General features: G+C 58.8%; 12 protein-coding genes and 1 pseudogene. 6 read left to right on the top strand and 7 right to left on the bottom strand.

Translation table 11 applies throughout. The features are described 5' to 3' along the window. Nucleotides 1-183: 183 nt before the first annotated feature. From JQ611_RS37330 to JQ611_RS37315, 4 genes are all read right to left on the bottom strand, one after another. The gene (locus JQ611_RS37330; RefSeq protein ID WP_212468259.1) at nt 184-1152 is read right to left on the bottom strand and encodes an ABC transporter substrate-binding protein; all 969 of its coding nucleotides are present in this window, start codon (nt 1150-1152) and stop codon (nt 184-186) included. A 259-nt stretch (nt 1153-1411) separates the two neighbouring features. After that, on the bottom strand, nt 1412-4792 hold the full coding sequence (locus tag JQ611_RS37325; protein WP_212468258.1) for an adenylate/guanylate cyclase domain-containing protein: 3381 nt from the start codon (nt 4790-4792) through the stop codon (nt 1412-1414). Between the two features lie 203 nt (nt 4793-4995). Continuing rightward, a complete protein-coding gene (locus tag JQ611_RS37320) occupies nt 4996-5985 on the bottom strand; it encodes an ABC transporter substrate-binding protein (RefSeq protein WP_212468257.1) in 990 nt (329 codons plus the stop codon). A 262-nt stretch (nt 5986-6247) separates the two neighbouring features. Further along, entirely contained in the window at nt 6248-6862 is a 615-nt protein-coding gene (locus JQ611_RS37315; protein ID WP_249133758.1) for a VOC family protein, read from the bottom strand. A 1281-nt stretch (nt 6863-8143) separates the two neighbouring features. Between JQ611_RS37315 and JQ611_RS43190 the strand changes: the two genes are divergently transcribed. Further along, entirely contained in the window at nt 8144-8389 is a 246-nt protein-coding gene (locus tag JQ611_RS43190) for a DUF6894 family protein (RefSeq protein ID WP_409411328.1), read from the top strand. A gap of 492 nt (nt 8390-8881) precedes the next feature. On the opposite strand, the gene JQ611_RS37310 is transcribed toward JQ611_RS43190, so the two are convergent. Together JQ611_RS37310 and JQ611_RS37305 are read right to left on the bottom strand one after the other, a co-directional pair. After that, nucleotides 8882-9064 carry a hypothetical protein gene (locus tag JQ611_RS37310; RefSeq protein WP_212039173.1) on the bottom strand — a complete coding sequence of 61 codons (183 nt, stop codon included), beginning with the start codon at nt 9062-9064 and terminating at the stop codon, nt 8882-8884. 54 nt (nt 9065-9118) lie between these two features. Then, entirely contained in the window at nt 9119-9397 is a 279-nt protein-coding gene (locus tag JQ611_RS37305; RefSeq protein WP_192740469.1) for a DUF2934 domain-containing protein, read from the bottom strand. 465 nt (nt 9398-9862) lie between these two features. Here JQ611_RS37305 and JQ611_RS42875 point away from each other — a divergent pair, with 465 nt between their 5' ends. The 5 genes from JQ611_RS42875 to JQ611_RS37285 all read left to right on the top strand — a co-directional run bounded on the left by JQ611_RS42875 (nt 9863) and on the right by JQ611_RS37285 (nt 12277). Beyond that, nucleotides 9863-10201: a hypothetical protein gene (locus JQ611_RS42875; protein WP_312012359.1), complete on the top strand. Its 339-nt coding sequence runs from the start codon at nt 9863-9865 to the stop codon at nt 10199-10201. Further along, nucleotides 10087-10476 (top strand): hypothetical protein, encoded by a 390-nt coding sequence (locus tag JQ611_RS42870; protein WP_312012358.1) that lies wholly within the window; start codon nt 10087-10089, stop codon nt 10474-10476. The genes JQ611_RS42875 and JQ611_RS42870 overlap by 115 nt, the downstream gene beginning before the upstream one ends. Continuing rightward, the gene (locus JQ611_RS37295; RefSeq protein ID WP_212468256.1) at nt 10476-10862 is read left to right on the top strand and encodes a hypothetical protein; all 387 of its coding nucleotides are present in this window, start codon (nt 10476-10478) and stop codon (nt 10860-10862) included. Before JQ611_RS42870 ends, JQ611_RS37295 begins: the two co-directional genes overlap by 1 nt. 255 nt (nt 10863-11117) lie before the next feature. After that, on the top strand, nt 11118-11360 hold the full coding sequence (locus JQ611_RS37290; protein ID WP_249133756.1) for a hypothetical protein: 243 nt from the start codon (nt 11118-11120) through the stop codon (nt 11358-11360). Nucleotides 11361-12127: 767 nt separating this feature from the next. After that, on the top strand, nt 12128-12277 hold the full coding sequence (locus JQ611_RS37285) for a hypothetical protein (protein WP_212468255.1): 150 nt from the start codon (nt 12128-12130) through the stop codon (nt 12275-12277). Nucleotides 12278-13559: 1282 nt separating this feature from the next. On the opposite strand, the pseudogene JQ611_RS37280 reads toward JQ611_RS37285, so the two are convergent. Further along, a pseudogene (locus JQ611_RS37280) lies at nt 13560-13762 on the bottom strand (cold-shock protein). Between the last annotated feature and the right edge of the window lie 146 nt (nt 13763-13908).

Genomic DNA, 13908 nt, shown 5'->3' with positions numbered 1-13908 from the left:
CTTCAAGACGGGACGGCGAGTGAGAAAGGGAAGGGCAACAAGTTCCAGAACTGCGACCCGATGTCCGCTTTGGGTCAAACTGAGAAGTCCGGCTGCTCGACTCGGAGGTCGGCTTTGCCCTCAATAACGGACGGACAAGTCTGTTAGGTCCGAAAGTGCCAATAGGCGACATCCACATACAGCTCAATCTATGATTTTGTCTGCACGCAGCACTAACCCGGCCGGAATTTCGTGGGCTATCGCTCGCGCGGTCTTGAGATTGATAACCATTTCGAAGTTTGTCGGTTGCTCGACCGCAATGACGGCGGGTTTGGTGCCACGCAACACTTTGATGACCATCCGCGCCGCTTGGCGAGAGATGCCCGACAAGCGAGCGCCATATGCGATAAGGCCACCTTCTTCCGCCATTTCAGGCCATTCGTAGATAGCCGGAAGCCGCAGCGCGGCGGCACGCTCGATCACGAGGCGACGATTGACGTACAACAGCGGCGACGACAGCACATTAATAGCGGCGGCGCCCGACGCTTTGATCTCGTTCGTCGCTGGCGCGATTTCCTCGGGCGTGCGGATGGTAAAAATCGCAATCTCAATCCCGCGCGCCCGGCCCGCATCTTGAAGTGCCTTGAGTTGCTGTGGCTCGGTGCCTGTCGCCTCCGCCAGCATCGCCATCCGGCGAGCCCCGGGCACCGCCTCAATCATTATGTCCTGCCGCTTGCCGTTAAGTTCGGGAGAAAAAAGACTGATGCCAGTGATGTTGCCGCCAGGACGTGCAAGCGATTTCACCAGCCCAGTCGCAACCATGTCAGTGGCGAGGCCAACAATAGGAACGGCGGGCATCGCCTCCTGTGCGGCGCGCATGTGGGCCACTGCGGCACAGAAAATGACATCTGGTGGGGATTTAGCCATCGCCGTTACGGTTTCGGCGAGTTGCTCGTCACGCAGACCAAAGCCGTCGCCATTAACCTTCAAATTCATTCCGTCGACGAAGCCGAACACGCGGAGCTCGTCAAAAAATGCAGCGTTAAACGGCGCCGCCTTCGGCCCGGGACTCAAAACCCCAAGGCGATAGATGCGACCCGCCTCTTGCGCGCCCGCCGCGAGCGGCCACGCCGTCGCACCGCCTAAGAGCGTCATGAACTCGCGCCGTCTCATTGATTCCTCAAAGGATGCTCCTTACCCGGAGATTAGCATTTTGGCGCAGGGCGGCGAGCAATAAAGGCCAGGCCATCGGCCCGGGAACCTGCGTCCCAATGCCCGCCCATGTCCGTTTCGGGTCATTCGCGTCCTTTTGGCCGGACCACGGCGACTTCTGGTCTACCCCGGTGAACGGACATTCTCATGATAGGCGGTCACGTCTCCTAGGTGCCCAAAACCTGACCTTCCTTGCTAGCCTTGCGACCACAAGCAACCTTCATTGCACCAGCTGGTCGAGCAAGGTCTTGGCCTGTTTCAGGTCCGACGTGTCAAAACCCTCAGTGAACCAGCCGTAGACCGGAGCGAGCAGTTCGCGGGCTTCCGCCCGTTTCCCTTGATCGCGCCAGAGGCGTGCCAGGCTCATAGTTGCACGTAGTTCTAAGGATTTTGCTAGCTGCTGGCGGGCTACCGCGAGAGCTCGTTCAAACTGGGCTTCTGCCCGTGCGGGATCCGGCTTGGGAGAGCAAAGGAGAACGTGCCCAGCGGTACGGTGTATCTCGGCTTGATACCACAGTTCATGTGTGGCCTCGATGAGAGCTTGCGCTTCATCTGTACAGCGCAACGCTTCACTGTATTGGCCGAGATCCAAATGGGCTTTCGCGAGATATGTCAGCGTCTCCGGGATCCATAGCCTTGCTCCTGTCGACCGGTATGCCGTCAGACTATCGGCAATCATCCGAATAGCTTCTTCGGGCTTCTCTGTTGCGGCAGCGAGACAACCTCGGCCCATCATTCCGGCCACCTTCCAGAACAAAACCCCCTTTTTATCAGCCAAGGTAGCGAGCTCGTTGAGGAAGTTGCCGGCCACCGCATAGGACCCACGGACTCGGTTGGTCCAATATCCACCCCAAAGCGCAAAAAACACCGTGGCAGCATGGCCGATAGCGCGCGCATCGCTGACCGAACGTTGGCTGTCCGCCAGCGCAGCGTCTGGATAGCCGAGAAACCACAGTGTCATCGCTCGTCGGAGCAAGCTTACCATCCGAACGTCTTGGCCAAACCGCGTGGCCAGCGCACGATGTGCGTCTGGATCATACAGTTCGATCGCACGGTCCAAATGCGTCCGCGCTTGCGACAGCTCGCCAAAGTGCAGCGTCGTTGTGCCTTCCATGCGATGGGCGAGCATGAGAGGCGCAGTTGCGCCCTGTTTTTTGGCGAGCTCGAAGAATTGCCGTGAAAGCTCGCGTATAGCATCTGCATTGCCGGCCACATAGTTCGTTAGCCAGCCTCCATTGAGCACCGAGAACAGCAACAGTGGATCTTCTGGCGCCTCTCCCCGCGCTTCCGCTCGTTGGATTAAGTCGTGGGCGCGGTGCACAGCCTGCATGGTTTCCGGAGCGGCATAGCCCTTCACATGAATGAGGGGGGTAATCAATGCGACCTGAGCATTGATCTGCTCCCGTCGGAGCGCAGGGCTTTCGGGTGCAGCTGCAATCAGGGTAAGCGCCCGCGTAAGCTGCTCCACAGCTTCCACAAGCGCCGAACGTTCGAGCGAGCGCCGGCCCGCTTTGCTCCAAAGGGCCGCGGCTTTCTCGACCAGACCGGCTTCCGTGCAGTGCCGGGCCAGCAATTCGGGCCGGCTCTCCGCAATCCCACCGAACTGTGCTTCCAGCGTTTCAGCGACCCGCGCGTGAAGTGCCCGACGTGGCTCGCGCAGCAGCGTAGAATAGGCCGCGTCCCGCACGAGGGCGTGCTTGAATAGATATATTGTATCCGTATCCGGCGTCGCGCCTTGTCGGATCAGCAACCCTGCCTGGATGAGCCGGTCTAGCGCCGGTCTTAGCTCAACCGCCCTATCCCCTAATACCCCGGCTAGCAATACATGTGAAAACTCCCGCCCTATCACAGCCCCAATCTGAGCTACCCGCTTGGCGGCGCCGAGGCGGTCGAGTCGGGCCATCAGCGATGCGTGTAGACTTGCCGGGATCATCAATGCGGAAGACGGCACGGTGGCCACCGTGCGCTTGGCTTCTCTTTCGCTCTCTGCCTCTAGTACTGCTGTCGTGATCTCTTCCACGAACAGCGGAATGCCATCAGTTCGTTCCACTATCTCGGCCACTATATCCGCTGGCAGCTTCTTCGGGCCGACAAGCCGCTCGATGATTGTTGTTACCTCGCTCTCCGTGAGCCGGTCGAGCGTGATCATCGAGACACTCGGCTGTTCCAGCCAGGGAAGATCGAATTCCGGCCGAAACGTGACGACGAGCATGAGTGGGAGGTTCCGGACGCGCTCGACCGTCCGGCTCAGCACCTCGAGGCTCGTAGGATCGATCCAGTGTGCGTCCTCGAAGATCATCAGCACTGGTTGTCGAAGCGCCAGCCACTCAAGTTGCGTTTGCAGTGCCTGCAAGGTCCGTTGCCGACGCAGCTGCGGATCGGGTGCCAGCGCCGGATAGCGTCCGTCATTCGGGAGCGCAAGCAGGTCGGCGATCAGCGCCCGGCTCTCGCCGGAGCAATCAGTTCGCGACAACAAGGCATCGAGCTTGTCGAGTTTCGCCGCTACCGTGTCGCGGTGTGCGAAGCCTGCTGCGCGGCTGAGCTGACCAATGATCGGATAGAAGGCGCTGTCGCCATGCTGCGGCGAGCAGAAGTATCGCAGCCGCACGTGCGGATCCGAAGCTATTTCATCGACCAGTGCCGCAGTGAGACGCGACTTCCCAATGCCTGCCTCGCCGGAGAGTAGCGCTACTTGGCCGTGACCACTCTGTGCCTGGTGCCACTGCCGCAGCAACGATGTGCGTTCGGCCTCGCGTCCCACTAATGCGGAGAAAGCAGTTCCGTGCAGCGCCTCGAACCGGCCCTGCACTGTGCTCTCGCGCAGAGCCAACCACGCTGGCACCGAACCGAACCCTTTGAGGTCGCGGGGCCCGAAAACCTTCAGCTCGAAGAGAGTGCCGATGAGGCGCCGCGTTGTCTCGTCGATCACAACTTGATCGGGCTCTGCAATGGCCTGAAGACGCGCCGCAAGGTTCGGCGTCTCCCCGACGATGCCGCGCTCCTGTGCCTCGCCCGATCCTACGAGGTCGCCAATGACGACCAACCCCGTCGCAATTCCAATACGCGTTTGAAGGGGAGCCTGGAACTGGAGCCGATTCACTGCTGCGATTAACTCGAGTGCCGCCCGCACGGCTCGCTCAGCGTCGTCCTCGTGCGCCTGCGGATAGCCAAAGTAAACGAGCACCCCATCGCCCATGTATTTCGCGACAAAGCCCCCAAAGCGCCTGACAATGTCGGCGACGCATCTTTGATAGGCCGAAATGATCTCGCGAAGGTCCTCCGGGTCCATACGTGCGGAGAGCGCCGTGGAACCGACAAGGTCCGAGAACATCACGGTGACTTGGCGGCGCTCGGCGGTGTCCTCGGCGGCTTTGTCGGTTGCCAGCGGCTCGCCGGATAGCGGCACTGGTGCGCTCGCTTCAGCGCGTAAGGCGGCGATGGCGTAAAGCAATTTGCGGCGATGCCCGACTAATCCGACACCAAGGTCCTTCAAGTCCTCCGCCGTCAAGTTCGGCAGGACCGTGTCGTCGATCTCATTCTCGCGGAACGTCGCCTCATATTGTTCGAGGCCAAGCCTCCGCAGCCACCTGCCGAGGTCCATAACGGCACCCCAGTTCGTTATCGCTGCATGATCCCCCAGGCGAGACAGCCTGTCTATAGGGTGCCGCTCTTTGAATGACCGGTTTGGGTCAAACTGAAAAGTCCGGATGCTCGACCAGGAGGTCGGCTTTGCCCACAATAACGGACATTGTCAGGCAGTTCTTCTACGTCCGAAAAGTGTGCCAAAGCCTGAAGTCGACGATCCTACTCGATCACTTCGTCGGCGCGCACTAGCAGCGATGGCGGCACCACGACGCCGAGCGCCTTGGCGGTCTTAAGGTTCACCACCAGCTCGAACTTGGTCGGCTGCTCGACCGGCAGATCACCCGGCTTTGTACCCTTGAGAATCTTATCAACAAAAAATGCGGTCCGGCGAAACTGATCTCGAAAGTCAACGCCGTAATGCAGTAGTAAACCCGCCTCCGCGAATTGTTTGGCACCCGAGATAGCTGGCAGTTGATTTCTGAGAGCCGCCATAACAATCTGGCCGCGATAATCGAACAGCACAGCGTCGCCCAACACGACGACCGCCTGTGCGCGCTCTTTCACCATTGTCGCAAAAGCCCCTTCGACTGCATCCAATCCGCGGGCGTCAACCGGAACTAGCGTCAGCCCCAACGGCCGGGCAGCCTCCTTCATCGAGGTCAACCGGTTTCGATTGGGCGCAAAGTCCGGATTTCCCAAAACGCCGACACGCGAAAGGTTCGGTAGAGCCTCCTTCAGCAGCTCAAGTCGCTTGCCGAAAATCTCGTCGCCAGGGTCCTGCGCGAACCCAGTGACGTTCCCACCCGGCCGCGCCAGACTGGCGACAAGCCCGGCGCTGACTGGATCGGCGCTGTTGGCCATCACAATCGGGATGGTCGTGGTCGCCTTCATCGCCGCAACGGTGTTCGGATTGGCTCCAGACACGATCACGTCCACGCCGAGCCCAACCAAGTCACCAGCCAACGCGGGCAGCCGTTCTATCTCTGCGTTGGTGAAGCGGTACTCGATGGCGACATTCTCGCCAACCCGATAGCCGAGGCTCCTTAATCCATCTTCGAACGCCCGAATGTGAGAGAGTTGCTGGTCTCGGGAACCATACGAGAGATACCCCACCCGGTAGACCCGTCCTGCGGGTTGCTGTGCGCGCGCTTCCAACGGCCCCGTCGCCATCATCCCGCCAGCCAGAATAATGAACTCGCGTCGTTTCACTGCCGATTGCCCCAGATGTTCTCGAGAGCGTAGGCTCTTTTGCGCAATGTCCAAAGGGGCGAATGTCCGCTCGGGGTCAATCGCGTCGGTTTGGCCCTCTGTCGATGCTCCGGTTTTCCTCCTGAAGCGGACACCGTCACGGACGGTCGGTATGTCTCAAAAGTGCAATGAACGAGGATGCGATCAGAATTGACGTCCTTTCCAGACCAGATCGCTCGGACAGGCCGAAGCATCGATCCGCCCCGGGACATGCTTGCGTTCGCTATCTCGCCCGTCGTGCGGTCTTCAGATGCGGCCGATCGAGGTACAGGGAGGCAGCGAGCCCCTCCTCGTTTTGTGCGGCGAATTCGGTCAGTAGCTTCATCTCGGGAATTCGCGAACGATCGAGCGTCTCAACGTCAGGCCAGTCGATCTCGATCAGGTTTCCCGCTGGGTCCCGCAAATACATCTGGACGCAGCCATCCGGAAGTTCGTTCACCGGATTGCGAAACGCCGTCGAGTCGAGCGCGCCAATCGCCTTCGCGGCATCGTAGGCAGCATGGAAATCGTCTACATCTACCGCAAAGTGCTGGTAGAGCGGAACCTGATCTTCCAGCTCGAAGACGTGCAATTGCAGATCGCCGCAGCGGAGATATTTTGTTTTGAAGCCAAAATTGTAGCTGGGGATGGTCTGCATGCCCAATACGGTCTCGTAGAATTTCACCGACTCCGCGAGATTCTTGGTGCCTATCGACAGGTGGTTGAAGCCCGTAACCTTCATCATCGCCTCCCACGAAAGCAAAAAGCGCCCCACCCGGCCATAGTACTCTGACGACCAATCTGGAACAATCATGCAATTGGGCTTTGTCGTCGCGACACGAGGTCCGTTCCGGGTCAAAAGCTGCCTCGACAGCCCCGCAACGCCACTTCCGCTTTGCTTCGACGAACGGACATTTACCGACCGGCGCCGCACTCAATAACATCGTCAGTGCAAGCAGCGAGATCGACGTTGCATGCCGTTCGGTTGCTCGGATGATGCCAACGCCCATCGGTATTAAGCAAGGACAGGCGGCCCTCTTCGTCTCTTCGCCAGAGCAACCGCGCATCCGCACGCGAAGTTAGCCGCTAGCATGAGAGTGCTCAGGCGACCGGCAAAAGCCTTGCGTCCGGCCTCGTCGCGTTTACGGTTGATTGTCGGTGCGCCTGGTCATTCAAGCTAGTGCAATCTTGGAAGTGCTCAACGACCGTGGCACTTGCCAGATGCTCCCAATACTCTGCCTCGGCAAGCAGCTGCCAGCTATTTTCAGGATGATATGCAGCACTCTGCCGACACAAAGACGCCATCGCCCGGAGGCGGCGTACAGTTTCCATTCCCATCCTCCCCGTCGTTTTCCCCATCTTAATTTTTGTTTTTCATCGGAGTCATTATGATTATGACTCAGAACTAATTTCTGCGTTTGCGGCGCTGACGCCGCGGCTGATTGCGAAATGTTTCGGTTCGGGTTAATAGCTCCGACCGTGCCAGCACGCTGTCGCACCGATCCATCCGAACGCGATGCCGGTGATCCGGACGAGGGATGGAAGCGATCGGTGGCCTAGCCGGCAGCTTGATACCCAGCCCACATGAGGTCTTACGCCCGGCTTTACGTCGGGAAGTTCGGCTTCAACTGATTCCGAAAATTTTAGTAAATTCGGACCAGCCTCCCGTCAGTGTGAGGAGGTGTATCACGCGTAAGCGACTTCGTTTCTGGCGGATTCCCCGCGCTAATCGTAACCGCCCTTGTGACGTTGTGCTCAGTTTGGCTCGCCCTCGCGTTCCGCAGGCGGGCAATCGCGCGCGCGAGGAAAACTAGCTTCCTATACGGCCGCGATTGAATTGGCTGACGTGCTTGTTAAAAAACGGCCCCAGCGCGGGGAAGCAACTGGAGCCGTCAAGACTTAACGCGGCGCCCAATATGGACCTCAGAGTTCGCGCGCGTTTGTTCACTTGTGAACGCAGGAACTCAGTTGTGCGGCGTTGCCAGACGCGCGGAGACTCGTTTCTCGCGCCACTCGAAATAGGCAGTACGTTGCCTCGGGTGTGGCGACATCCTTCGCCCGTATCGGGTGGGCCGAGCGGCACACTGGATCAGTGAAGAGTCTACCTCACCTGCCAAATCCGGGTCGCCGATAGCGTGTGATGGGAGGCACGAACGTCTGGACCGAAATCCGCGTTGATCGATTGGGCCCGCCTTGGGGAACGATAACCCAGCATCCGCATTTCCCATCAATGCCGCACTATCATTTTGAGTTAACGAATGGACAGCGGATTCCAGACCCGCGTGGCCTCCATTGTAGAGATAACGAGGATGCAATCGCCAAAGCGCACCAAATTGCGGATCCGATGGCCGCTGAGGTCGGCGAAACGCTCGTTGCCTGGTCGTAGTGGACGATGAAGGAAACGATCTCTGCAAGGTGCCGATTGCTCCATCACTCTCATCCTGACGCCGTGAAACTTGCGATGGTTGGAAGTAGGAATAGGCCTTGGACAGAGCAAGACGATCGCCGGCTGCTTGAATTGCGAAACAGCGGGAGATCGTATCTTTCGATAGCGGTGGCCATGAGACGCTCGGCCTCTGCGATTAGAGGTCGTCTGTGTATTGTCCGGGCTCGGGTGAGATCCATCCCAGAATCGCTAAAGGTCGATGCCTAGCGCCACGTTCTAGCCCACCCGCCCGCACATAGGCGGCGCTATGCGTATCTCGCCTCATGGTTCTGAGGCTGAACAGACCGCCGGAACCGTCGAGATTGTCGGAGCCAACGCGCCGTCCGTACCCCGGATTGCCCTTCCGCCAAGGCAGCCGCATTCTCCGCGCCCGAAGTAAGGCCGCCTCGGTTGGGGCCTGTTCCGTAAAAGCCCGTGAACCGGAGTCTTATATCACGCCGACCACTTATCTTCTTCGCGCCTGGCTTCGTCGTCGTTAAGACGTTCGGCAATGTCGTCAGCTACAGCCGGATCATCGGTGTCTGCAATCGGAACGCCGTCTTGCTTCTTGATCTTTTTACCGTCGGCATTCACCGGAAAATCCCCGGACTTCAGAGGCTTTTTGGGAACTGACATCGCGACCTCCTCTTGCGCGCAATCGCCCCGGTCAGGGCGTAAGCGCACCCAGATCTACTCGTCTCGAGATTTCCCGCGCTCCGACTCCGCCTGCAGCCAGAACTCCTCGTCCCGGCCAACTGGGCGGCCGTGCTGCTCCCATAGTTCGTGAGCGCGCGCTCTAATCTCTTCCTTAGATCGCCTAGCAGCAAGGTGTTTTTGCAGTTTCTGTCGTAGTTCATCGACCCAAGCGGTAAGGCGCTGATAGGTCGTCTGGTCTGTTACCCGAGAGGCTATACGGCTCGCTTGTTCAATCTTGCGCTCCAGGTCGCGGGGGTCCTCGAGCTGATCCATGGCAAACCTCCGTCCATATAAGACGGCGCTGGTCGGAAATGGTTCAGGTTCCTCACCTAGAAGGACTCCATTTTGTCGGCGCGCTTCCTATCTTCCGATCGTTGTCTTGTTGCGTAAGGAATTGCCCATGAGTAATCCGAAAGCCGTAAAATACCGTCGCTTAGCGCTTATCGAACCCGACCAGGACAAAGCGCGCTTGCTTAACAAGCTCGCTGAAGATTCCGAGCAAGGTATCCTCGTAACGGCAGACTGGCGAGCCCGCCCCTCAAGGGCGGCAACCGCGCCTCAGCCTGTTAATGATTAGGCGCCTTAGAACCTGCGATCGCCGGCTGCTTGAATTGCGAGACAGCGGGAGGTCTACACTTTCGGTATCCGTGGCTATGAGACGATCGGTCTCTGCAATTAGAAATCGCCTGTGTATCGTCCGAGCCCGGGCAGCCCGAGCGAAATCCACTTCAAGCCATATTGAGAAATGATGCGAAGCTCGTCGTTCGAACCCTGCATCCCGACCCCGCCACCAAGGTCCCTGCCTCGAAGAATTGGCTCCACGAGATCAAGCACGATGGCTATCGGCTGATCGTCCACCGCGAGGGCAAGCGGGTCCGGCTGTTCACCCGGAATGGCTTCGACTGGAGTGACCGATATCCGTTGATCACTGAGCCGCGCTGCGCATCCGGTCAACGTCCTTTGTGCTGGACGGCGAGGCCGTGCTGCTGGGTGTTGACGGAATCTCCGACTTCGACGACCTGGAAAGCCGCAAGCACAATGACGAGGTGCAGTTCTATGCCTTCGATATGCTGGTGACCGACGGTGATGATATCCGCAAGCTACCGCTCACCATGAGGAAGACCAACCTCGCGCGGCTACTCGCGCGGCGGGTTGATGGCATCTTTCTGAGCGACTTCGAGCGCGGCGAGATCGGGCCAGAGCTCTTCCGGCACGCCTGCCTTATGGGACTCGAGGGCTTGGTGTCCAAGCTGGACGATCGACCCTACCGGCCGGGCCGGTCGCCCAACTGGGTGAAGATCAAGAACCCCGCCTCTCCCGCCATGATGCGGTCCAAGAATGAGTTCTCCTGATGGATGGCGATAAGCCCCAGTTGACGCGGCGCCGCTTTCCGAACGAGACATGGCACCTTTGGTATGACGATGTGCGTGTTGGGACGATAGCCAAAGCGGAGGGGCTAAGGGGCTTAACCTATTGGACCTGGGACTGCGGTTTCAGCGTTAACGGCGCCAGTCGCGACCACCGATCCGGCGCAGCCGCGACCTACGACGACGCGCGCGTGGCCTTCCTTGCCGCCTGGGCCAAATACCTTCCAAGGCGAACAGCAGAGGACTTTGACAACTGGCGCCATCACGCCGCATGGACAGCGGAGAAGTACGCCCGGTGGGAACGCGGCGACCGCAGCGCACCTCCGTGGCCGCTGCCCGGGTTCGCGTTCCGGCAACTTAACTTGGAGTGACGATGACACCGCGCGAGCGAAAAGACATGCCCTGGCTTTTGGCCGCCTTCGTTGTGGTGATCGTGGTCATCATCGGCGCGGCGTTCTTCCGCTGGCACTAGGCTCAACCGAGAAAACCGCCGGCGCTAAAACCCGTATTCTTACGGGTCGCAACTGGCAAGCCGCTTGCGATGGATGCTTCAACCGTTCGGCATAAAACTCTTGATGTGCCGAACTCAGACATTCGGAGCACGCCCATGAACATGCAGCCCCATTTTGACACAACGCGAGGCCACAGTAATCCGTAAGATACTTGCTGATCTCGTTCGCACAGTTCAGCTGATCGAGTCCGACATTGTAGCTGAAGAGGAGCGCGCTGGAATTTCCGACCAAGGTGACGCCAAGTATCCGATGCTGGCGAGGTCGCTGATCGAGCGGCGAAACAATCTCATGATGACCATTGCCGGCCTTGAAGGGCGTCTCATCCAGCAGCACGAACAGGTACTGACTGCGGCTTAGGCTGGTGCTCCGGCACGTTGGCCTGCTGTCGGCATGAACCGGCCGATGTGTCCTAAGCAAAAAGCCGACACGGTGACTCTGGGTGGCGGCTTCCTCGCAGTCAGTCCGACCCAAAGCTTTTGGCTAATGGCGAGTTACCCGACCCGCAAAAAACCCGCCGGCTAAGCGGCTTGAACCTTAAGCACCGTGGCCTAAAGTTGCAGTAGGTTTAAGCCATTCGAGCGATTCGCTATCCCAGGGGACAGCAGATGCAAGAGTACCGCGCTTACCTGATCGGCCGGGACGGGCATATTCAGCACCGCGTTGACCTAATCTGCAGGGACGAAAACTCAGCCAAAGAACATGCCAAACAGTTAGTGGACGGTCACGACGTCGAGCTATGGCAGAGCACCCGAAAGCTGGCCCGGTTTTACCATAACGAGCAAGGCCGCCGGGACTTTTGAAATAAGCCCAGCGCGACCCAAGCTGATTAAACCGGGTTCCGATAATTAGGCGCTCTAAGGGGCTCGCACATGACTAAGGCCACACGGGCGTTACACCGTATGGCCTTTAGCCGGGACTGTCCCGCTCCTCGCAAGGATTCCGTCACCGGCTAGACAACAGCGAAACAAGCGGAAGCGTTCCCGAACCGCGCGGCAGTGCTTTCAGTACAAAAGTGTACACATCACTTGCTTATCAGAAATCCAGTACTTTTCGCACTAGCCGTTCATGATCGGTAGAGATTTTTCGTCTCTTACTTGGCACAACAGGTTCTGGGGATGGCGACAATGAACGATCTGGCACCGCTACTGAATGCAATCGATACTGCTTATCGCATGGCCGTCAGGGCGGGCGAAAAGGACATTGCCAAGCTCCTGCTTATGGCAAGCCTTGGAGTTTCTCAGAAGGTGGAAGCGCCGAAGCAGAATGCCGGATAGCCGGCATGAAAAAGCCCCGCCGGTACTTACTTCAACTGTTCGGCATAGAACTATTGATGTGCCCAACTCAGCATTCGGAGCCCGCCCATGAATATGAAGTCTGTCATGCTGGATGCGTTCTCCTGAGCGGATGAATCCAGCTAATTAGAGCTTAGGTGGCCAATTCTCAAAGCCCGCGGCTCCCAGATCGACATACGAAATTCTCGTGTTCTCCCGATGGCGGCTCCTGAGCGAGACTTTCAGTTTATGGGCCTTGAAGACGATGCCGCCCACCGTTCGATCCATAATCTCCGCAATTTTCGGAATAGGGTGTCGCTGCGCCAGTTGTTTAAGGTCCCGGATATCTTCGTCAGTCCAACGCCTTCCCATCGACTTACTCCATTACAATACGTGTTCTGAAGTCGGGAAAAAGCGGGAAAGTTCCTATCCAGTTGGAACATCGCCGCGCGTATAGAATGTATGCCCCGGATCGGCGGCCCCAGCGCGCCTGGCGATGCAACCGGGGCCGCCACACCGCATGGCAATGGCGGTTGCCAGCGGGTTCTGCCAAGTTACCGCAACCCGTTTTGATCGTTCCGAACTAGTTCGGAGTAACCCTCCCTCGGGAACAAGTGGCAATGACCCGCGTTGAGGGCCCCTGTCTGGACGAGACGACCCGGACATATCAAAACGGCCTCAGCGCGTCCCCCGAAAGGCGCTGGGGCCGTTGCTTTTGGAACTTCGCCCCTCCCGAAGAGTCGATTCAGCGCTCCCGGATTTCACGCCCCTTAAAGCCACCGGGAGAAAACCCCAACTGGGTTGGCGGCTCTAGCGTCTACGCTGGGGCCGCTTCTTTTGCGATGCCAATTTCGGAAAAGTGGCAATGACGAGTGTTGATGGGGCTGTCTAAGCCCGCTTCCCCTAGAGCGCTGGAGGCCTTTTTTTGGCATCGAAGGCAACTCCCGCAGGCTGCTCACGCAAACGGCCCCCGCGCGGAGAGAACGCCACGCTGAACCTAAGGCCGCCAACCCAGTTGGGGTTTTCTCCCGGCCAGGAGGCAGCGGAGCCTGCCGGCCAGAATCCATTCCTGCGGCGCCGGATCGTTCCTAACGTCAGTAAGAAACCCGCCGGTAAGGGCGGGCCCAAGTCGAGATACGCATCCTGACCGAGTGAGGATCGCTGAGATGACAACAGGCCTTAGCCTATCCGCAAGTTCTCAACGGCAGCGCCTGTTCAAGGCCAGCTGCGGCAGCCGGCCGTGCATGAAGCAGACCCGCCGGGGTGGACCAGCAGGTCCAACTTGCTAGCCGACTCTGAGGTTTTCCGCGGACGTTTTGCCCCGGTTTTCGGTTTCCTCGTAGCTTACCTTTGCACCCTCGTTGAGGCTGCTGAGACCGGCTCGTTCGACGGCGGAGATGTGCACGAAGACATCCTTGCCGCCCTTGTCCGGCTGAATAAAGCCATAGCCCTTGGTTGGGTTAAACACTTCACCGTACCTGTCGCCACGTCCCGCTCTCCCGTTTTTAAACAATGCCGCCAGCTTAGGTCCGCGGCCGGTGCGCGGCAAGAAAAACCCGCCGGTAACTGCCCCCGGCGGGTATTCCTTACGCAATACTCTCACGGAGGCTTTGGGGTCCGTTCCGCGATTGTCA

Origin of the sequence: Bradyrhizobium sp. AUGA SZCCT0182, from assembly GCF_018130185.1 — a bacterium.
In the GTDB taxonomy this organism is placed as follows: domain Bacteria; phylum Pseudomonadota; class Alphaproteobacteria; order Rhizobiales; family Xanthobacteraceae; genus Bradyrhizobium.
This window is presented reverse-complemented; position numbering and strand designations above follow the sequence as displayed.